General features: G+C 58.7%; 17 protein-coding genes and 3 pseudogenes. 6 read left to right on the top strand and 14 right to left on the bottom strand.

All coding sequences use genetic code 11. The features are described 5' to 3' along the window. Window positions 1-13: 13 nt before the first annotated feature. The 7 genes from M0H32_RS22775 to deoC all read right to left on the bottom strand — a co-directional run bounded on the left by M0H32_RS22775 (window position 14) and on the right by deoC (window position 8,926). Window positions 14-1,102 carry an ABC transporter ATP-binding protein gene (locus tag M0H32_RS22775; RefSeq protein WP_248157910.1) on the bottom strand — a complete coding sequence of 363 codons (1,089 nt, stop codon included), beginning with the start codon at window positions 1,100-1,102 and terminating at the stop codon, window positions 14-16. A 75-nt stretch (window positions 1,103-1,177) separates the two neighbouring features. Next, window positions 1,178-2,632 (bottom strand): ABC transporter substrate-binding protein, encoded by a 1,455-nt coding sequence (locus M0H32_RS22770; protein ID WP_248157909.1) that lies wholly within the window; start codon window positions 2,630-2,632, stop codon window positions 1,178-1,180. Window positions 2,633-2,683: 51 nt separating this feature from the next. Then, window positions 2,684-3,712 carry a carbohydrate ABC transporter permease gene (locus M0H32_RS22765; protein WP_248157908.1) on the bottom strand — a complete coding sequence of 343 codons (1,029 nt, stop codon included), beginning with the start codon at window positions 3,710-3,712 and terminating at the stop codon, window positions 2,684-2,686. Further along, window positions 3,709-4,584 carry a carbohydrate ABC transporter permease gene (locus M0H32_RS22760; RefSeq protein ID WP_248157907.1) on the bottom strand — a complete coding sequence of 292 codons (876 nt, stop codon included), beginning with the start codon at window positions 4,582-4,584 and terminating at the stop codon, window positions 3,709-3,711. Before M0H32_RS22760 ends, M0H32_RS22765 begins: the two co-directional genes overlap by 4 nt. After that, window positions 4,581-5,519, bottom strand: a complete 939-nt coding sequence (gene rbsK / locus M0H32_RS22755; protein ID WP_248157905.1) for a ribokinase — start codon at window positions 5,517-5,519, stop codon at window positions 4,581-4,583. Before rbsK ends, M0H32_RS22760 begins: the two co-directional genes overlap by 4 nt. Before the next feature lie 51 nt (window positions 5,520-5,570). Then, a complete protein-coding gene (locus M0H32_RS22750) occupies window positions 5,571-7,934 on the bottom strand; it encodes an aldehyde dehydrogenase family protein (protein ID WP_248157903.1) in 2,364 nt (787 codons plus the stop codon). Window positions 7,935-7,939: 5 nt separating this feature from the next. Continuing rightward, window positions 7,940-8,926: a deoxyribose-phosphate aldolase gene (gene deoC / locus M0H32_RS22745; RefSeq protein WP_425607356.1), complete on the bottom strand. Its 987-nt coding sequence runs from the start codon at window positions 8,924-8,926 to the stop codon at window positions 7,940-7,942. Window positions 8,927-9,075: 149 nt separating this feature from the next. Here deoC and M0H32_RS22740 point away from each other — a divergent pair, with 149 nt between their 5' ends. The 4 genes from M0H32_RS22740 (at window position 9,076) to M0H32_RS22725 (ending at window position 12,134) form a co-directional block, all read left to right on the top strand. After that, window positions 9,076-9,828: a DeoR/GlpR family DNA-binding transcription regulator gene (locus M0H32_RS22740; protein ID WP_248157901.1), complete on the top strand. Its 753-nt coding sequence runs from the start codon at window positions 9,076-9,078 to the stop codon at window positions 9,826-9,828. A gap of 102 nt (window positions 9,829-9,930) precedes the next feature. After that, window positions 9,931-10,200, top strand: a complete 270-nt coding sequence (locus M0H32_RS22735; protein ID WP_248157899.1) for a transposase — start codon at window positions 9,931-9,933, stop codon at window positions 10,198-10,200. 253 nt (window positions 10,201-10,453) lie between these two features. After that, window positions 10,454-10,633 (top strand): transposase, encoded by a 180-nt coding sequence (locus tag M0H32_RS29770; RefSeq protein ID WP_425607357.1) that lies wholly within the window; start codon window positions 10,454-10,456, stop codon window positions 10,631-10,633. 130 nt (window positions 10,634-10,763) lie between these two features. Next, on the top strand, window positions 10,764-12,134 hold the full coding sequence (locus tag M0H32_RS22725) for an IS1182 family transposase (RefSeq protein WP_248157896.1): 1,371 nt from the start codon (window positions 10,764-10,766) through the stop codon (window positions 12,132-12,134). A gap of 148 nt (window positions 12,135-12,282) precedes the next feature. On the opposite strand, the gene M0H32_RS22720 is transcribed toward M0H32_RS22725, so the two are convergent. Next, window positions 12,283-13,083, bottom strand: coding sequence for a type IV secretory system conjugative DNA transfer family protein (locus tag M0H32_RS22720; RefSeq protein ID WP_248157895.1), 801 nt, complete (start codon window positions 13,081-13,083; stop codon window positions 12,283-12,285). Between M0H32_RS22720 and M0H32_RS22715 the strand changes: the two are divergent. Continuing rightward, window positions 13,082-13,264 (top strand): annotated as a pseudogene (locus tag M0H32_RS22715) (IS6 family transposase); the annotation flags it as partial. The gene M0H32_RS22720 and the pseudogene M0H32_RS22715 overlap by 2 nt on opposite strands. 30 nt (window positions 13,265-13,294) lie before the next feature. On the opposite strand, the gene M0H32_RS22710 reads toward M0H32_RS22715, so the two are convergent. The 4 genes from M0H32_RS22710 to tnpA all read right to left on the bottom strand — a co-directional run bounded on the left by M0H32_RS22710 (window position 13,295) and on the right by tnpA (window position 16,441). Next, window positions 13,295-14,056, bottom strand: coding sequence for a hypothetical protein (locus tag M0H32_RS22710; RefSeq protein WP_248157894.1), 762 nt, complete (start codon window positions 14,054-14,056; stop codon window positions 13,295-13,297). After that, window positions 14,053-15,624 (bottom strand): IS66 family transposase, encoded by a 1,572-nt coding sequence (tnpC, locus tag M0H32_RS22705; protein ID WP_248157893.1) that lies wholly within the window; start codon window positions 15,622-15,624, stop codon window positions 14,053-14,055. The genes M0H32_RS22710 and tnpC overlap by 4 nt, the downstream gene beginning before the upstream one ends. A gap of 62 nt (window positions 15,625-15,686) precedes the next feature. Next, the gene (gene tnpB / locus M0H32_RS22700; protein ID WP_248157892.1) at window positions 15,687-16,034 is read right to left on the bottom strand and encodes an IS66 family insertion sequence element accessory protein TnpB; all 348 of its coding nucleotides are present in this window, start codon (window positions 16,032-16,034) and stop codon (window positions 15,687-15,689) included. Then, the gene (tnpA, locus tag M0H32_RS29765) at window positions 16,031-16,441 is read right to left on the bottom strand and encodes an IS66-like element accessory protein TnpA (RefSeq protein ID WP_425607354.1); all 411 of its coding nucleotides are present in this window, start codon (window positions 16,439-16,441) and stop codon (window positions 16,031-16,033) included. The genes tnpB and tnpA overlap by 4 nt, the downstream gene beginning before the upstream one ends. A 95-nt stretch (window positions 16,442-16,536) precedes the next feature. Here tnpA and M0H32_RS22690 point away from each other — a divergent pair. Next, a pseudogene (locus M0H32_RS22690) lies at window positions 16,537-17,112 on the top strand (IS6 family transposase); the annotation flags it as partial. Between the two features lie 55 nt (window positions 17,113-17,167). Here the strand turns inward: M0H32_RS22690 and M0H32_RS22685 are convergent. Together M0H32_RS22685 and M0H32_RS22680 are read right to left on the bottom strand one after the other, a co-directional pair. Beyond that, window positions 17,168-17,335, bottom strand: a pseudogene (locus tag M0H32_RS22685) (IS6 family transposase); the annotation flags it as partial. 126 nt (window positions 17,336-17,461) lie between these two features. Next, window positions 17,462-18,568, bottom strand: coding sequence for an RHE_PE00001 family protein (locus M0H32_RS22680; protein WP_248157889.1), 1,107 nt, complete (start codon window positions 18,566-18,568; stop codon window positions 17,462-17,464). Window positions 18,569-18,749: the final 181 nt, after the last annotated feature.

Raw genomic sequence — 18,749 nt, 5'->3', positions numbered from 1 at the left:
TCGTTTTCTCCCTTCAACGAATAGCGTCCCCATTCGTTGCATCAAACAAATGCATCTTTTCGGCGTCGAAATGGATTCGACACCGGTCGCCTGGAACAGCAGAATTACCAGGTGCGACTTGGCCTACAAATTTGGCTGTTTCTGCCAGACCAACGATCAGTGTGTGTGGCCCAAGCGGCTCAATATCGACGACCTCGACTTCGACAGAGGGCAAACTTTCACCGTGATCCGTTGTGTGTTCGGGACGAATGCCGAGGATACATGGTTTGCCAACAAACGGGGATGCAGCGACGTTCCGGCTTTCCGGAATCGCGAAATCAGTCCCGGCTGGACCGCGAAAGTGCAACTTTTCACCAACTTTCTCTAGACGGCCCTCCAGCATATTCATACTTGGTGCACCGATAAACCCGGCAACGAACTGATTGGCCGGGTTCTCATAGAGTGTGATTGGATCGGCTGCCTGTTCAATAACTCCGTCACGAAGCACAACAACGCGGTCAGCCATAGTCATCGCTTCGGTCTGGTCGTGGGTGACGTACACCATAGTTGTTTTCAGCCGACGGTGAAGTTGCTTTATTTCCACTCGCATTTCTACGCGTAGCTTGGCATCAAGATTGGAGAGTGGCTCGTCGAACAGGAAGACATCGGGATGGCGGACAATAGCGCGGCCGATTGCGACGCGCTGGCGTTGACCGCCGGAGAGAGCGGCCGGCTTGCGGTCAAGGTATTCGCTGAGGCTCAGAATGCGCGCGACGTTCTCGGTTTCCTCGTCGACCTTGGCCTTCGGGACACCGCGCACTTTCATCCCGTAACCGATATTGTCACGCACGCTCATGTGCGGATAGAGCGCGTAGCTTTGAAAAACCATGGCGCAGTTTCGAAGTCCCGGGCGTAGGGTGGTCACGTCCCGGTCACCGATCGTCATGGTGCCGCTACTGACGGTCTCTAGCCCTGCGATCATGCGAAGCGTAGTGGACTTGCCGCAGCCGGACGGACCGACCAAGACGATGAACTCTCCTTCCTCTATGTCGAGGTCCATAGCAGGTATGACCTCTACCGCGCCATAGGACTTCGTAACGCCATTCAGCGATATCTTTGCCATTCCGGGTGTCTCTTTTTTGGATTGAAACCTATTGGAGTGGTGCCGCCCGCGGCAAAGCTGGCGGCGCTCCCATCTTTACTGCGAGGGCGGCAAGCCCATGGAGGCACGGTAGGCCGCCAGCTGGGTGTCACGGCCGAATTGGTCGGTCAGCTCGTTCCAGCCCTTGGCCACCTTGTCGAGGGCTTCCTGCGCAGTTATTTCACCGGCAAGCGCGCGCGACAGTTCGATTTCTAGAATCTCCGTGTAGGAGAAGTAGCCCGGTAGCCGCATGTCGAGCGCGACATTGTCGGCCGTCACCGCATCGCGCTGCGCGCCGAGATATTCCTTGGCTTCACGGTCGGAAAAGAGCTTCGACCACCGGTCAAGATTGGTGGTGTGCGAAATGCGATAGGGGTTGACGCCCGTGCCGCCAGTCACTGCCGCTTCGCCAGAGACTTCCGGGCTGGTTAGATGGGAGATGAAGTCCCAGGCGGCTTCCTGGTGCTTCGAGCTTTGCGGTACGGCCGCTTGCCAGCCGCCGAAGGCCATGAAGGAAGTGTCGACTGGCGCGTCGAAGGTATCCCATTCGCCGGTCTTATAATTGTAGACCTCGGTGGATGACGGTAGAACTGCGGAGCCGACCTTGCCGGCAACCGTCGACTGCTCCGGATCGGCGGCGATCACGCCCGTGTCGCCCCAGCCAATAGACTGGGCCACCTGGCCGCCGGCGAAAGCCGCGTTGACTTCGCCGAAGGAGAAGTTGAGCGCGGACGGTGGAGCCAGCTTGGAGGAGCGGATGTATTCTTCTAGACCGCGCACCCAGGCCGGGTTATTGACCTGCGCGTCCATGGTTTCGGGATCGAAGAACATAGCTCCCGGAAAATCCGGATGGCTCGCATAAGCCGCCACGTGGCTGAACAGGAACCAGAATTGCTGGCCGCCGCGGCGATAGGCTTCGGCCGTTCCATAAACGCCGTCCACGTTTTCCTGGAAATATTCGGCGATGTCGAGATATTCCTTCCAGGTCTTCGGCACGGCAAGATCGTAGCCGAATTTCTCCTTGAAGCCGGACTTGTTGGCTTCATCCTCGAAAAGATCGATCCGGTAGGTGTAAGTGTGGACGTCGCCATCCATCGTCTGGGACAGAACCTTCCCGTTCCAGACCATCAAGGATTCACGGTAGACCGGCGCAATGTCTTCCCAGGTCTCCCCTTGCTGGTATTGTGCCGGCATTTCCGTCAGGAACGGGGTAAAGTCCGGCGCCCAGGCTGGAGCGAAGGCGATTACGTCGAAGGAGTCATCGCCCGTCGACAACGTGGTGACGATCTTCGGGTAGAGTTCCGACCAGGGGAACTCGACCACCTTGACGGTACCGCATGTCTTTTTTGTCCAGCTGTGAGCAGCAAGCGTCAAAGCCGACGCAATATAAGGCCCGGTCTGAGTGGTTGCGGTGATCTCGACCCCCGTATAGTCCGGATCGCAGGCAAATGCCTGACCGGCGGCAAGCGTCAGCGCGAGCGCACCGACCTTCGTTATCAATCCCTTTTTCATTCTACTTCCTCCCTTGATGCCCCCTCCTCACAGGGGCTGTTGCAAAGACTGTTACTTCACGGCTCCCGTCAGAAGGCCCGAACGCATGAGACGGCCCAGCAGCCCGGCGACCACGACCATAGGAATGATGGCCACGAGGGCGGCGGCGGAAATCGCCCACCATTCGTCGCCGCGCTGGCTGTTCTGCCCGGCGATCAACACCGGAAGCGTCTGCCACTTGGAGTTCGTCAAGAAGAGCGCGAAGAGAAATTCGTTCCAGGTGAAGGCGAGCGTGATCACGAAGGTTGCGATCAGGCCCGGCCGGCACATTGGCAGAACGATTCCGTAGAAGATCCGCCATTGCGGAACGTTGTCGACCAGTGCAGCCTCCTCCACTTCCAACGGGAGAGCGGCGATGAAGTCGCGCATCAACCAGACCACGATGGGCAGCGAAAAGGCCACATAGGCAAGCGTCAAACCGAGGTAGGTATCCGTCATCTTGAAGCCTAACTTGCCCATTTCCGAATAGAGCAGGAACAGCGCGAAGGCGACGACAATCGGCGGGAACAGGCGCTGGCTGACGAACCAAAAGACGATGTCGTCGTTGACCAAAACCTTCCCGGGGAGCGGAAAGCGGTTCAGGAACACCGAGAGCGCAAGCGCAATCGTGAACGCCAGGATCGACGCCATGGCAGGCGAGATACCGAAGACGTTGCGGCCCAGGAGAAAGCCTCCCATGGCGACGGCAAAGAAGACTACACCGGAGAGCAGCCGCACCTTGAAGGGAAAGCGCACAAGAGCGTAAGCCGCCATGGCGCCCAGAAGCGTCGCGAAGAGCGAGGACGACAGAGCCACGATCGCGGACGACCAGAAATTCGAGTAGAACTCGCCCCGAATGCCGGATAGGAGTTCGTGCCAAGCCTTCAGTGTCGGCTGGAAGTCGATGAAAGGAAAATAAGTCGGCCCGTTGACCACATCCGGCGGCGACTTGAGAGATGTGATCGCTACCCAGTAGAGCGGGAAGATCGTGAACAGGAACCACACGCAGCAACCCGCGAAGGCCAGCCAGCGGCGTCTGCCAGTCAGGTCGCGCACGCTCATTTGTACTTCTCCAGATAGGGCTTCAGGAGGGCGAGATAGACGAGGCTGATGAAGAGCACGACACCAAGGAACAGAAAGCTCAGCGCCGACGTGTAACCGAGATTGAACTTCTTGAAGCCCTCCTGATAGGCGAAGAGGGTCAGTGTTTCGGTGGCAACGCCCGGGCCGCCTCCGGTCATGACGAAGATCGTGTCGACGATCTTGAAGCTCTCCACGATACGGATGAAGATCACAGCCGCCGAGATCGGTAGCATCATTGGAAAGGTGATGCCCCAGAACTGTTGCCAAGGCGAGGCGTTCTCCACTTCGGCTGCCTCATAGACATCGTCGGGCAGCCCCTGCAAGCCGGCGAGCAGCAGGAGGATGACAAAGGGTGTCCACTGCCAGATTTCCACAGCGATCAGCGAGCCGAGCGCCCAGTTGGCTTGGGTTAGATACGGCAGGTTCGGAAACCCGAAGAACGTCGCGATCTCGTTGAGCGGGCCCATCGTAGGGTTGAGGATCTGGCGGGCGACCAGAGCCACGGCGACAGGCGCGACCAGCATAGGCATCAGGAAGGTGGTGCGGAAGAAGTCGACACCGCGCACGCGCTTGGCCAGCGCCAGCGCTATGGCGAAACCGATCACGAACTGGAAGGCAACCGAGGTGATGGAAATGAATGCGGTTGTGCGTACCGTCTGCCAGAAGCGGGGATTGGTCAGAAGGTCCGTGTAGTTGTCGACGCCGACAAAACGCGCCGGTATGGGCGGCACGAGGCGCAATGACATCATGCTGTTCGCGAGCGAATAGATCAGCGGAAACATCGCGACGGCCAAGACGACCAGGAAAGCCGGCCAGAGAAACAGATGCTTGACCGGGTCGTCGCGGTTCATACCAGTGCCTCCCGTTCCAGTAGCGCCTCGATCTCAGCCCGCTCGGGCATGGCCGGCGCCGTGCCGCGACGGGTGACGGCGATGCCCGCAGTTGCGCAGCCGAAGCGCACCGCGTCCTTGATTTCACGCCCCTCGGAGAGTGCGGTCGCAAGACCGCCGATGAAGGCATCCCCTGCGCCGGCCGTATCGATAGCCGGTGCGGCAGAAATCGCAGGAATGCGCAAGTTCATTTCGGCCGAATGGATATAGACGCCCTTCTCACCGAGGGTGATCAGGGCGGTCTTCACACCACGTTTCAGAAATTCCTCGCCCGCGCGTCTTGCATCTTCTTCCGTCTCAATCGCGAAACCGACAATGGCCGCCGCCTCGCTCTCGTTCGGAACGAAGAAGTCGCAAAGGCCGTAGGATTCGTCGTCAAAGGGGTTGGCGGGGGCTGGATTGAAGACTGTCGTTACTCCGGCGTTCCGCGCGATACGCAGGGCTGCAAGGGCCGCGTCTGCGGGTTGCTCAAGCTGCGTTACGAAGACCGCAGCGTTCTCGATCTCCGCGCGGTGCGCCTCGACATCGGCGATGGAGATCGTGCCGGCGGCCCCGGGGTAGACGATGATCGCGTTCTCACCGGTCTGGTCATTGACGAAGATGAAGGCCGCGCCTGAGGGCATGCCGGCCATGACCTCGACGCGTGGCGTCACGCCGGTCTCTGCGTAGATTTCTAGCGCCATCTTTCCGAAAGGATCATCGCCGATTTTGGAGATGAAGCTGACTTTACCCCCCGCGCGTCCAGCGGCAACTGACTGGTTCGAGCCCTTACCACCCGGTCCGAGCGAAAAACCGCTGCCCAAAATCGTCTCGCCGACTTTCGGCATCCGCCCCGCTAAATAGGCGGTATCGGCAACATAAATGCCGAGGATCGCAATCCCCTTGCCACCTGCCATGGCATTCTCCTCCCATGCGCGCCCGTCGTCTCTTTCGCCGGGCGCAAATTCCTATTCTCCGTAAGGCACCCAGATGGTTTTCACCTGTGTGGCCCGGCGGAGGAACTCCTCGCCTTCGAACACCGCTGCGCTCCAGTCCCATGCGCGCCCGTAATCGGTGAAAGTCCGTTTCAGGTTGCCTGTCGAAAGGCGCTCCACCACCTCCGACAAGTCCCCTGACCCGAACGCCCATAGCCCGTCCACGTCGTTGTGCTTCGCCAACTCTTTGCACAGCGAGCCGGCTTCGCCGGTGACGATATTCAGAACGCCTGCGGGCACGTCCGATGTCTCCACGACCTGATAGAAATCGGTGGCCGACAGCGGAAAGGGCTCGGAAGGAACGGCCACGACGCGGTTGCCGGCCGCGATCAGCGGCGCCACCGTGCTGACAAAGCCGAGCAACGGAAGTTCAGGCGGACAGACGACACCGACAACGCCGAGCGGTTCGGGTACGGCGATCGCCAGGCCGCGCATTGGTGGCATATGTACCGCGCCTTCGAACTTGTCCGCCCAGGCGCCGTAGCTGAAGAGCCGCGATACGGAGGCCGCCACTTCGGCCTTCGCCTTGTCTGCCTTGACGCCGGTCATTGCCCGCAGACGATCGGCGAACTCGCTGGCGCGAACCGAGAGATTTTCACCGAGGTAATAAAGAATCTGCGCGCGGTTGTGCTGGGTCTTGGCACCCCAGCTTGCCGCACCGCGTGCGGCTTCCACAGCGTTGCGGATGTCTTTGCGGTTGCCCTCGCCAACTTCGCCGACGACTTCGCCGCTTGCACCGACCACGGCACGTGAATAGTTGCCATCGGGACGGGCCTGCTTGCCGCCGATGAAAAGTTTCGCGGTTCTGTCCACTTGGTCGAAGGTGAAGCCTTTCGCCTTTGCGGGCACGAAGGGCTTGCGTTCGGGAGCCTTGGCGAAGAGCCGCGGCTTCAGATAGTCGTAGCAGCCTTCACGGCCACCCTCCCGGCCGAAGCCGCTTTCCTTTACACCGCCAAACCCGACGCCCGCATCCATCACGTTGGTGCAGTTCACCCAGACAATTCCAGCCTCCACCTTCGCGGCCAGTTCCAGCGCCTGGTTGATGTTCTCACTCCAGATACTTGCAGCGAGGCCGTAGCGGGAGTGGTTGGCGAGCTGGGCCGCTTCCCCCGGTGTGCGGAAGGTCATGGAGACGGCAACCGGTCCGAAGATCTCTTCGGTCGCGGCCTCGGCGGTTGCCGGCACGTTGCAAAGAAGCGTTGGCGGATAGAAGGTACCGGTTTCCGGTGTCACGATTTTCGCCTGCACGAGTTCGGCACCGGAGGCAACAGCACAGTCTACCATGCTGGCGATGCGGGCGCGCTGACCGGCATCGATCACAGGCCCCATGTCGATTGTCTTATCCAGCGAAGATCCCAGCCGCAGCGTCTGCATCCGAACGGCAAGCCGCGCATGGAAGTCCTCGGCGACAGCTTCATGCACCAGCAGACGCGAGCCGGCGCAGCAGACCTGCCCCTGGTTGAACCAGATCGCATCCACGACACCTTCGACTGCCGCATCGAGATCGGCATCCTCAAAAACGACGCAGGGCGATTTTCCGCCAAGCTCCAGCATCAGCGACTTGCCGCTTCCCGCTGTGGCCTCGCGGATCTTCCGCCCGACTTCCGTGGACCCGGTGAAGGCGACCTTGTCGATGTCTTCATGCTTGGTGACTAGAGCGCCGGTTTCGCCGTCGCCGGTTACGACGTTGAGGACGCCTTCGGGAAGCCCTGCGGCCTGCGCCAGTTCGGCAAAGAGCAGCGCCGTCAGCGGGGTGGCTTCCGCCGGTTTCAGGACAACCGTATTGCCGAGCGCCAGTGCCGGCGCGACCTTCCAGGCCAACATCAGAAGCGGAAAGTTCCAGGGGATGACCTGGCCGATTACGCCGACCGGATCGTGATCAGGGAACTGGCTTTCCTGCAACTGGGCCCAGCCAGCATGATGATAGAAATGCCGAGCGGCAAGCGGAATGTCGATGTCGCGGGTTTCGCGGACAGGCTTGCCGTTGTCAAGCGCCTCCAGCACTGCGAGCAGCCGTGCGTTGCGCTGGATGATACGCGCCAGGGCATAGAGTTTGAGCGCCCGTTCGTGCCCCGAAAGGACAGCCCAACCCTTCTGCGCTTTGCGGGCGGCGGCAACCGCCTGGTTGACATCGCCTTCCAGCCCCTGAGACACCACGGCCAGTACCTTGCCGCTGGCAGGTTCGCGGGTTTCGAAGCCTTCGGACGGCGCGGTGAACTTGCCGCCGATGAAGTGGCCGAACCGGCCACCATGCCTTGCCAGCCACGCGCGGGCCCCGCTGTCGTCTTCCATGCTCGGTGCGTAATCCATTGTGTTGAAGTAGCTCGCAACGTTCATCGTGGTCATCCGATCGGGTGGCGGTTGAGTGCGCTGTAGGCGCCGGTCACACGGTGCTCGAGTTGACGCTCGATATCCGCGAGTAGCGATGAGGCGCCGATCCGGAAAAGTTCGGGATCAAGCCATTCGCGGCCGAGCTCCTCCTTCATCAGTGCGAAATAGGTCAGAACGTCCTTGGCCTTGGAAATCCCGCCTGCGGGCTTGTAACCAACCTTCGCGCCCGTCATTTCCCGGTACTGGCGGATCGCACGGACCATTGTCAGCGTGACGGGTAGAGTTGCGTTGACGCCTTCCTTCCCGGTGGATGTCTTGATGAAATCGGCTCCTGCCATCATGCAAACAAGGCTAGCCCTCGCGACATTGCGCAGGGTTTTGAGATCACCAGTCGCTAGTATGGCCTTGACGTGCGCGTCGCCGCAGGCGGCGCGGAAGTCGCGCATTTCGTCGTAAAGCGCCGGCCAGTTCCCGGTCAGCACATGTTCGCGGGTGATGACGATGTCGATTTCCTCGGCGCCGTCCTTAACAGAAGCTTCGATCTCGGCGAGCTTGACGTCATGCGGCACGAGACCAGCCGGAAAGCCGGTCGATACGGCCGCGACGGGAATGTTGGAGCCTTTCAGCGCATCGACAGCAGTAGCTACGAAACGATGGTAGACGCAGACAGCACCCGTGGTGATTCGGCGGTCGCCCATCCCCAGCGCATTCAGGATGTCGGCGCGGATCGGCCGGCGTGCCTTCGCGCAGAGTCGGCGCACACGGCCGTCGGTGTCGTCGCCGTTGAGCGTCGTCAAATCGATGCAGGTCACCGCCTTCAACAGCCAGGCACTCTGTGCATCTCCCTTTACAGCGCGGCGCCCCGGAAGAGATGCGGCTCGGCGTTCCGTGGCCGAGCGGTTGGCCTGAACGGCATTGACGGCGGCAAGGTCCAACGGCATTCCGGCGTTGCGTTCGGAATTGTGGCCGGCAGCAACCGGCTCGGTCGTCTGCGTCATGGCAGTCTCGGGCATGGAACTCCTCGCATCGTATTACGGTCCGACTGGCATCGGTCCGCCTCCTCCGTTTCGAGATATGCCCCATCACTGTTGCGATTGCAACATTTTTTTGTTACTTTAATCACATCTCTGGTCAGGACCGATTTACCATGCAGATTGAACACCCGCGCGGACGCGCCCTGAGCCGCAAGGAAGCACGGCTTCAGCAGCTCCGCGACGCCGTCGCCAAACACAAGTGCCTGCACGTCCGCGATGCGGCCGAGTTGCTGGACGTTTCTGAGATGACCATCCGTCGGGACGTCTATGAAAATGCAGAGATTCTTCAGTTTCTGGGCGGTCACATCGTTTTCGCGGATGCTGGACTGCATCGCCCGCCTTATGACCTCGCTCATGCGGCCGAGCTGAACGAACCGGCCAAGCGCGCGGCCTGTGCTGCCTGCGTTCCGCATCTGAAATCCGAGGAAACGCTGTTTGTCGATTGCGGCACAACGTTGCCTCATCTAATCAACTTAATTCCAAATGATATGGAATTAACAATTATCTGTTACGCTCTGAACATCGCGGACATGGTTGTTCGTAAACCAAAGATCAAGCTTGTCATGTTGGGCGGCGTGTACCACGCGCCTACGGCCTCCTTCTATCCGGCGGAAGAAGACCATCTGCTGGGAAGTTTCGCTATTAATCGTGCCTATATTTCGGCGGCTGGCGTCGATCGCCAACTCGGCGTAACGTGCACCACATTCCGCGAAGCTGCATTGAAACGCGCCGCCATGGCACGCTCTCAGGAAAAGGTTCTTGTGGTGGACAAGTCTAAATTTGGTCAAGTTAAAGCCGCGGCATTTGCTCACCTGACAGATTTCGACATGTTGGTGACGGAAGAGGGATGTTCTTTTCAGCCTTGAATGCTAGGCCGTGTGGACGAATTGACTCAGGTATAAGTTTTGGGATTCCGGATTTGATTTCAAAGTGAATCATAGGTTGCCGACGTGATTTGGAGGTCGGCGATGTGTACCAAGATGACAGAACGGGATTTCGAACTGGCACTGGATGTTTTCCGGGCTTGCTTGCCACGGGTTGGCGCGAAGGCAAAGAATGACCGTCTGTTTCTCGAGGCACTGCATTATTTCACGCTTCACAACATCTCCTGGCGCGCTTTGCCCGAGCGGTTCGGCAACTGGAACAGCGTCAGGAAACGCTTCGACCGTCTTGGCAAGGCTGGTGTGTTCGAGGACTATTTTCCATTCTGGCCGGGCTTGATGAAGGGGCACACCTGATTGCCATGTTCGACAGCACCGTCATTCGCGCCCATGTTTCTGCGGCAGGCGCCAAAGGGGGCAGGAAGGTCAAGCGCTCGGGCGTTCGCGCGGCGGGTTCGGCACCAAAATCCATCTGAAAAAGGATCGGAACGGCCTGCCGCTTGGCTTTGAGCTGACCGGTGGTGAAGCCTCTGACAGCAACGCCAATCGCGAAGCTGCGCGAAAGGCCGGGGCTGTCCTGGTCATTCCATAAAAATCAAACCGGCGCGAGATTCCCAGGCACTTCGCCAAAGCGCTCTACCGTGGCCGCGCACGCATCGAACAAATGATGGGGAAGCTCAAACGCTTTAAACGCGTCGACCTTCGTTGCGAGAAAACCGCCAGAAACTTCCGGTCCATCGTCGCAATCGCCGCGGCCTTCATCTTGATCAAATCCGTCCACACGGCCTAGGCGTCCGTTTCCCTGATCTTATCTAATTCGACCAGTGAAACTGACCTGCAAGTGAAAAAGGCGGCCGAAGCCGCCCCAGACTGCTGACAAACCCCTGGCGTAAGCTGGGGGTTTTTGATTCACTGTTTTTATGTTGAAGAAGCCAGGCCCTGTCCAGACAGCTTTCGAGATGGTGACGCTCGATCAGTTTGTTCCCGCCGATCACCTGTTGCGCAAGATCGACGCGGTGATCGACTTTTCGTTCATCCATGATCGTGTTTCGGATCTTTACTGCGCGGACAATGGCCGTCCGCCGCTGGATCCGACGTTGATGTTCAAGGCGCTTTTCGTCGGTTACCTGTTCGGGATCCGCTCGGAGCGCCAGCTGGTGCGCGAGATCGAGGTGAATGTGGCTTACCGATGGTTTCTGCGGCTGAAGCTGACGGACAAGGTGTTTGACGCTTCGACGCTGAGCCAGAACCGGCGGCGGCGCTACAACGACGCCTCGGTCGCGCAGGATATCTTCGACCATATCGTCGAGCAGGCGATCGCCCACAAGCTTGTGGACGGCACGGTGCTTTACACCGATTCAACGCATCTGAAGGCGAATGCCAACAAAGGCAAATACGATCTGGCTCAGATTGCCAGGTCCCGGGCCGATTACTGCAGCGATCTGGACCGGGCCATCGATGCGGAACGCAAGCTGCATGGCCAGAAGCCGTTGAAGGACAAGGCGCGGGAACTGGAGGTCAAGGAGACCAAGGTCAGCCGCACGGACCCGGATGCCGGCTACATGGTGCGCGAGGGCAAGCCCAAGGGCTTCTTCTACCTCGACCACCGCACGGTGGACGGCAGGCTGGGGATCGTCACGGACACGTTCGCCACCCCCGCCAATGTGCATGACAGCATCGTTTATCTGTCCCGGCTTGACCGTCAGCGGGAGCGCTTCGATTTCGAGGTTGCGGCCGTTGGGCTCGATGCGGGTTATGCGACGGCGGGCATCGCCAGGGGATTGGAGAAACGGGACATTCTGGGAGTGACCGGCTACCGGCGCCCGCCAGCCCCGAAGCCTGGCATGATGCGCAAGTCTGCCTTCACCTATGAGGGGCAAGTCGACGGTTACCGCTGCCCGGAAGGCCAATTGTTGACCTACGCCACAACGGATCGCAATGGCTACAAGCACTACCGCTCCGACCCGCAGGTTTGCAGAACCTGTCCGCTGCTGGCCTCTTGCACCTCCAACGCCAAGGCAGAGCGGACCCTGACCCGTCATGTCTGGCAGGAAAGCCGGGAGCGGACCGATGCCCATCGTCTGAGCGCCTGGGGCAGGGCCGTCTACAAGCGGCGCAAGGAGACCGTGGAGCGTTCGTTTGCCGATGCCAAGCAGCTCCATGGACACCGCTATGCCAGGTTCCGAAGTCTTGTGCGCGTGCAAACGCAGTGCCTGCTCGCCGCCGCCGCCCAAAACATCAAAAAGATCGCAATAGCCCTCACCAAGAGCCCTAAACAGGCACAAGCCTGAGGGGAGAACCAAGCTCACCCTGAATGAAATCCGCTCAAAACCTGAAAACCAAAACTGCAAAAAAAAACAAACCCGCCAAAAACGGCGGGTTCGTCAGCAGTCTGAGGCGGCCGAAGCCGCCCGTTCTTATTTCAGGACCTCGCCCCGATTAAACGACCTCCTCTTCGCCATCAGCATGGAAGGGATTGGCGGCGCATCTCGCCGAGATGTCCGGATGCATCCGGAAGTGGCCGTTGTGATCGAAAGAAGCCAGCTTGTCGATCATGGCGAAGCTCCGGCCCATTGAGACGGCAAGCCATTTCGTGCGATCCAGCCGGCAGACTTCATCGCTTTCGAGTAAGGGACGAAGCACCTCCAACTTCTCACCGGTTTTCGGATCCGTCGCGACGACGGGCGCAACACCCAGAAGTTCGGAAATGCATTCGGCACCCGCCCGGTCCGAGATATCGGAGAACAGCATCAGTCCGGCGTTGTCCATCCAGATCGCCATCGCCTGGGAACCGGCCATGTCCTTGAAACGAGAAAGTGAACTGACGGCACCGACGAACTTGGTTCCGGTCTGACGCCCCCGGAACAACAGTCGCTCATGCAGGAAATCGAAGTCTCCAAGCATGTCCATGCCGTCAAGCAGGTAGAGGGTCTCGGATTTCGCAGAAGCCTGTTCTTGTGCTGTCAGCAACGCATAGATGATGGCTTTAGCGCAGGGGCTCTCCTTCAGTTCGTTCGGGTTCAAGCCGAGATAGACGGTCGTGTTGTCATCAAGAGGTTCCAGGCAGGTCAAATCGCAGTTGCTCACGAGCATCACGAGTTCTTCGTCTCCGAGCCAGCCAAAGAGCAGACCGGCTGCCGCCATGACGTTTTGAGGGCGTGTCGCAAAGTTTTTCGCGTTAACCACGCCTTGAGATTTGGCTGTTGAAAGGGCGCTCCAGAAATTGGAGTTCCGCGTCATGATTCAGAGTGCCATCGTTGAAAAGCTGAAACGCCACTCGAAGGATGACTTCAAAGGCAGACAGTTCGAGGCTTGGCTGATCATCCAGGCGGTGTCCTGGTACTTGCGTTATCCGCTGAGCTATCGGGACTTGGAGGAAATGTTCCTGGAACGTGGCTTTGAGGTAGACCACAGTACCATCGTAAGCGTCCGGTGAATTACCCAATTTTCTTCATCGAAAGAGCGTCAAAATGATCGACGCACGTTCGTTCATTTCGCTCCGAACGTGAACCCGGTCTCGAGAGCCACGCACCGGGGCATCATTCCATTGATCATTGTACCAATGGTTGGAGAGGACATCTTCCAACTCCGCTTGCAAGTTGCTGCTCCGATCCGTAGTGATCCTGTCTTTCAATTGGTCAGGAAGGCTTGCAAACATCCTTTTCAATTCATGCCGTGTTTCTAGACCGCGTTCAGTCGAATAGCCCCAACAAATAAGACCCAGTGTCGGCTTGGCTTTCGTGGTCCACCGGTATCGAGCGTTTGTCTTGGAAAGGTATCCGGCTTCGGCAAATGCGTCTCCCAGAGATACCAGTTCCGGCGGCAGTTCAAAAGGTTCGTAGGAAAACAGTGGATGGTCCCATCCATCAGGGTGCCATTCTGCCGTTGTGTTCAGGAAACATTCAAAGGCCCACAGGAGGTCCACGCCAAATCTAGCGCCATTGGCTAGATGCGCGGGCAGAGCATCATCTGTAAGTTTGAAGTGAAGCTGATGATCGATAATCTCGGCGCATTCGAGCATCACATAGATCTGCTGATCACAACTAATGTCGGATTGCCCCCCTACGAAGTCACCTCTAGCAAAGCGCGCTGCTTGCGCCGGGGACCTACGCCCACGGTCAAGTCTGAGAGCGATAATGGTTTGAACAACAAGCTCGGGAAAAAGGCCTTCTTCGGCCGCTGAAAATGCCAAAGGGCAACTAGCTAACGTCATACCAAACCAGTCTGCGGGGTTGCTACCTCGGCAAATGCCCAAGGCAGAAGCTCATCGATTCGATTGATAGGATGATCGGCGATGCGGGTCAGTACGTTCCGCAAATAGGCTTCCGGATCGAGTCCGTTAAGCTTGGCGGTCTCGATCAGCGACAGGATGCCGGCGGCCCGGTCCCCGCCCTTATCCGATCCGGCGAACAGCCAGTTCTTGCGCCCAAGCGCAATCGGGCGGATGGAACGCTCAGCCGCATTGTTGTCGATCTCGATGGTGCCGTCCTCAAGGAACCGCCCGAGGGCCTGCCAGCGGTTCAGGGCATAGCGGATTGCCTCCGCTGTGCCGGACTTCCCGGGCACTTCGGCAAGGCGCGTCTTCAGCCATTTCTGTAGAGCCTCGAACATCGGTTTGCTCTTGGTCTGACGGAGTTTCAGCCGCTCATCAGGCGGCGAACCCCGGATAGCCATTTCGATATCGTAGAGAGCGCCGATCCGTTGCAAGGCTTCCCCGGCAATCGGCGCTGGTCCGTTTCCCGTCAGATCGAAGAACTTGCGCCGGACATGCGCCATGCAGGCTGCTTCCAGGACCTTCGGCGGCTTCGCCTCATAAAGCTCCTTGAACCCGGCATAGCCATCGGCGTGGAGAACGCCCCGGAAGTGTTTGAGATGAGCCGTCGGATGTTCGCCCTTGCGGTCCGGACTGTAGAAGTAACAGACCGCTGGCGGCGTCTTTGAACCATACGGCCGGCCATCGCGGACATAGGTCCACAATCTGCCGGTCTTCGTCTTGCCCTTGCCGGGCGCCAGCACCGGAACCGGTGTGTCGTCCCCGTGCAAACGGTCTCCTGCAAAGACATGATCGCGCAGGGTCTCGATCAACGGTGCCATCAATACGCTCGCCTTGCCGACCCAATCGGCCATGGTCGAGCGGGCCAGCTCAACGCCTTCGCGGGCGTAAATCTCCGACTGGCGATAGAGCGGCAAGTGATCGCAATATTTGGCAGTTAGCACATGTGCAACCAGGCCCGGACCTGGCTTGCCTCGCTCGATCGGCAGCGACGGCATTGCCGCGGTGATCTCGTTGTCGCAACCCTTGCACACAAAGCGCGGCTGGACATGGCGCATAACCCGGAAGGACGCGGGGATGTAATCCAGCACTTCGGTGACGCCCGTTCCGCCTTTGAGGAAGTCACGTCCGCCACAGCATGGGCAGGAACGCTCACCCAGATCGTGGACGATCTCGTGTCGCGGCAGATGATCCGGAAGCGGCTGACGTGCAGGCTTGGTTTTCGGCGCTTCGGCGCGACCGGCTGGAGCCTCAAAAGGCAGTTCCGCCTCAGCCGCTTCGATCTCCTCCAGCGCCAGTTCCAACTGCGCGATGTCGCGGTCAATCTTCTCCGAAGACTTGCCAAAGCGTGCCCGGCGTAAAACCGCCAGTTGCTCCTTCAGCTTGTCGATCAGGCTGTCGCGCGCTTGAAGTTGCCCGCTCTGCCTGGCCAATTCCTCAGCCTGCCGGGCACACAGCGCACGCAAGGCATCAATGTCGTCGGGTAGGCTGGCAACAGTGGAACTCATGGCCAATTTCTTAGCTGATTTGCTTGAGTTCAGCCAACCTTATCCTCATGGAAAAGCTGGTTTTATCCGGCCCGCATCGGTGGGGACGTCCAGGCCGGACGACGCCAGTCAATGCCTTCCCATAACATCGCCAGTTGCGCTGCCGTCAGCCGCGCCACGCCATCGGCAACTGACGGCCAGGGAAAGCGGCCACGCTCGAGAACCTTGTAATAAAGACAAAAACCTTGGCCGTCCCAATACAGCAGTTTGACCCGGTCGCCGCGCCGCCCCCGGAAGGCAAACACCGCGCCCGACGTCGGCTTCTGACGCAGAACCTCCTGTACCAGGGCCGAGAGGCCGGAGATCCCCTTGCGCATGTCTGTCGCCCCACAGGCCAGATATACCCGCACGTTCGATCCGGGCGCGATCATGCCTCTTCCACCGAGCGGATCAGTCCTTGCAGCATCAAAGGGTCCAGCCCGGCATCCACCTTCAGCACCCGGCCGCCCTTACAGCGGATCTCCACCCGCCCGGTCCGAGCAGCCTGCTTCGGAGCCGTTTTCCGGAAAGTCTCTTCCTCAGGTGCCTGATCAGGTGTCGCTGTCTCGCTTGCCACCAGCGTCACCGGTAGAAAACACGGTTCCTGCAAATGCTCCCTCTGGTTTTGAGCAAATTTGCGGCGCCAGGCGTAGATCTGCTGCGGCAGAACATCATGCCGCCGAGCAACATCCGCAACCGTTAGACCGCTGGCCGCGACCTCCTCAAGAATGGCTAGCTTCTGATCATCCGACCAAATGCGCCGCCGCTCCCGGCCCGTCAAAATCTCAACCCGACCCATCGATCACCTTCGCTACGGAATTAATGACGTATCTAATTCCGTAACTTCAACCGAAGATCCAAAATCGAAAAGGGAGTGTCACCGGACGCTTACGTACCATCAACAGATGGGTTTTGGCGTATGCGCCGCTGATCGAAAAGCGGCTACGCCGGTTCCGCAAACCGCATTGCGGCTCGATCCGCATCGATGAGACCTATGTGCGCATCAAGGGCCAATGGCGCTATCTGTATCGGGCCATCGATAAGCATGGAAATCCGGTCGATTTCCTGCTCACGGCGAAGCGCAATCTGAATGCAGCCAAGCGGTTTTTTCGAAAAATGTTACAGGATGCCCCGCTGCTGTCACCGGGCAAAATCGGCACCGATGGCGCCGGCACTTTTCCTCCGGCCATCGGGGACACGGTTGACGACGGCCTGCTTGCTTCGGATCCGGTGCACTATGTGACCAAACATTTGCAACAGGGTATTGAGAGCGATCATTTCAGGGTGAAGAAGAATATGCCGAAGGTTGGCGGGTTCCGCTCGTTCAACTCAGCCAGAAAATCTATCGCCGGCTTTGAAGCCATGCTGTGGCTCAAGAAGGGCTTCGACTTTACCGGTCAATGGAGTGTCCGCGAACAAAACGATTTGCTGGCGGTGCTCTTCGGAATTGGAAAAGTTAACAAAGCCTGAAAATCGCTCCCAAAACGGGAGAAATCTGTCCGTCAGTGAAAGTTGCGACAGGCCCTACCTCAAAGCCACGTTCCAGGAACATTTCCTCCAAGTCCCGATAGCTCAGCGGATAACGCAAGTACCAGGACACCGCCTGGATGATCAGCCAAGCGTCGAACTGTCTGCCTTTGAAGTCATCCTTCGACTGGCGTTTCAGTTTTTCAACGATGGCACTTAGAATCATTACGCGGAACTCCAATTTCTGGAGCGCCCTTTCAACAGCCAAATCTCAAGGCGTGGTTAACGCGAAAAACTTTGCGACACACCCCAATTCCCCCACCGTTCTAGGTTAAAATCAACAGCGAAGCGCTCACAAAATCCCCCACGCCCGATACCGTCCCCTCCCCGTCACCTCCCGCACACCAAGAGCGGCGACTAGGTTGAGCGCCCCTCGCGGCGTTATCTCTGCCGCCTTTGCAAGCATGTGCGCAGATACGATCGGCCGCGAAAGTATGAGCTCGATCGCAGCCGGCAGGCTGCTGTTAGATCTCTTGCCGACAGCGCGCCGCTCAAGTTGATACTTCGCGAGCGTCAGCCGATCAATATCCTTCATCCCAGCGACAGCAGCCGCTCTCATCGCGTCGAGAAAGGCGATCAGCCTGGTTGTCCTGTCCCGAGCACGTCGCCGCTCACGAGGCATCTCTCGCAGACCCACTGAGAAGGCCAAAAGGTGAGATCGGACCTTTCCACGTGATCTGAGGAAATCCGAAACAAGGACCTGCCCAAGCCAATGCTGCCGTTGAAGCGGTTCGAGCTGGTCCCAGGCGTCCCAAAGAACCGCAGCCGCCAACGTTGCCGGAAGCATTTCAACTTTTCTGACCAACTCAAGCCATTCAGAGATCCGTTCGGATTCGTCCCAATCAGGATCCCGGATGACCAACTCGCCAACAACGAGCTCAGGTTGCCGGGTTCTGATAGATCCGGGGGAAACGGCTTCCACCAGCCAGCTGGTTTCGGCAAGCACCTCGTCGAACTCTGCCAACTCCGGAGGAAGCGCATCGTGCTCGTCCGTTTCGAGGTCCCTCCCCTCCCCTCGTCTTTTGAATTTTCTAGGTGCCTCATCCTCTTGTTCGGCAATCCCCGCAAAGGCCATGATCCCAGTTCGCGAGACCGCCCAGCCCGGATCGTTTCTCACTGCCCGTCGTCTTGCCCGCACGATCCGGTGCGCAATGACAAGTTCATGGCTTGGTGCACGAACATCCATCCGGGCATCGTGCAGAACCAGGTCTTCCAGATGGACGAGCTCACCAGCAACCCACATGTTGGAAACGGCTTCGAAGAAATCGGCCCGTTCTGCAAAGCCCCGTCCGACCTCAGATCGGTCGACACGCTCATCAAGCCGCGCCAGCGCGTCCTCCGCCGCCGATTTCGGCGTCAAGAGAGCCTCGAGGTTCAGTTTTCCAATTTCGTAAGGCATTGTATTATCGTGATTACAGCTTCTATACGGAAGTTAACATGACATTTGCTTCGGTCATAGGTTGCCTCTTCAACTCGAACTCACTCATATTCAGTCTGACGCATGCTGGATTGAACAAAGACCCGGCAATCCGTGCTCAGATCGACGAGAATGCCGGGTTTTCCTGGGGTTTTGACGCTTC

The organism is Roseibium sediminicola, from assembly GCF_023156505.1.
Taxonomy (GTDB): Bacteria; Pseudomonadota; Alphaproteobacteria; order Rhizobiales; family Stappiaceae; genus Roseibium; species Roseibium sediminicola.
Note: the sequence above shows the minus strand (reverse complement) of the source record. Positions and strands in the feature narration are given on the sequence as shown.

Coding starts and splice junctions, on each gene's coding strand:
- M0H32_RS22775 (WP_248157910.1), bottom strand. CDS start 1,102: ATGGCAAAGATATCGCTGAATGGCGTTACGAAGTCCTATGGCGCGGTA.
- M0H32_RS22770 (WP_248157909.1), bottom strand. CDS start 2,632: ATGAAAAAGGGATTGATAACGAAGGTCGGTGCGCTCGCGCTGACGCTT.
- M0H32_RS22765 (WP_248157908.1), bottom strand. CDS start 3,712: ATGAGCGTGCGCGACCTGACTGGCAGACGCCGCTGGCTGGCCTTCGCG.
- M0H32_RS22760 (WP_248157907.1), bottom strand. CDS start 4,584: ATGAACCGCGACGACCCGGTCAAGCATCTGTTTCTCTGGCCGGCTTTC.
- rbsK (WP_248157905.1), bottom strand. CDS start 5,519: ATGGCAGGTGGCAAGGGGATTGCGATCCTCGGCATTTATGTTGCCGAT.
- M0H32_RS22750 (WP_248157903.1), bottom strand. CDS start 7,934: ATGAACGTTGCGAGCTACTTCAACACAATGGATTACGCACCGAGCATG.
- deoC (WP_425607356.1), bottom strand. CDS start 8,926: ATGACGCAGACGACCGAGCCGGTTGCTGCCGGCCACAATTCCGAACGC.
- M0H32_RS22740 (WP_248157901.1), top strand. CDS start 9,076: ATGCAGATTGAACACCCGCGCGGACGCGCCCTGAGCCGCAAGGAAGCA.
- M0H32_RS22735 (WP_248157899.1), top strand. CDS start 9,931: ATGTGTACCAAGATGACAGAACGGGATTTCGAACTGGCACTGGATGTT.
- M0H32_RS22725 (WP_248157896.1), top strand. CDS start 10,764: ATGTTGAAGAAGCCAGGCCCTGTCCAGACAGCTTTCGAGATGGTGACG.
- M0H32_RS22720 (WP_248157895.1), bottom strand. CDS start 13,083: ATGACGCGGAACTCCAATTTCTGGAGCGCCCTTTCAACAGCCAAATCT.
- M0H32_RS22710 (WP_248157894.1), bottom strand. CDS start 14,056: ATGACGTTAGCTAGTTGCCCTTTGGCATTTTCAGCGGCCGAAGAAGGC.
- tnpC (WP_248157893.1), bottom strand. CDS start 15,624: ATGAGTTCCACTGTTGCCAGCCTACCCGACGACATTGATGCCTTGCGT.
- tnpB (WP_248157892.1), bottom strand. CDS start 16,034: ATGATCGCGCCCGGATCGAACGTGCGGGTATATCTGGCCTGTGGGGCG.
- tnpA (WP_425607354.1), bottom strand. CDS start 16,441: ATGGGTCGGGTTGAGATTTTGACGGGCCGGGAGCGGCGGCGCATTTGG.
- M0H32_RS22680 (WP_248157889.1), bottom strand. CDS start 18,568: ATGCCTTACGAAATTGGAAAACTGAACCTCGAGGCTCTCTTGACGCCG.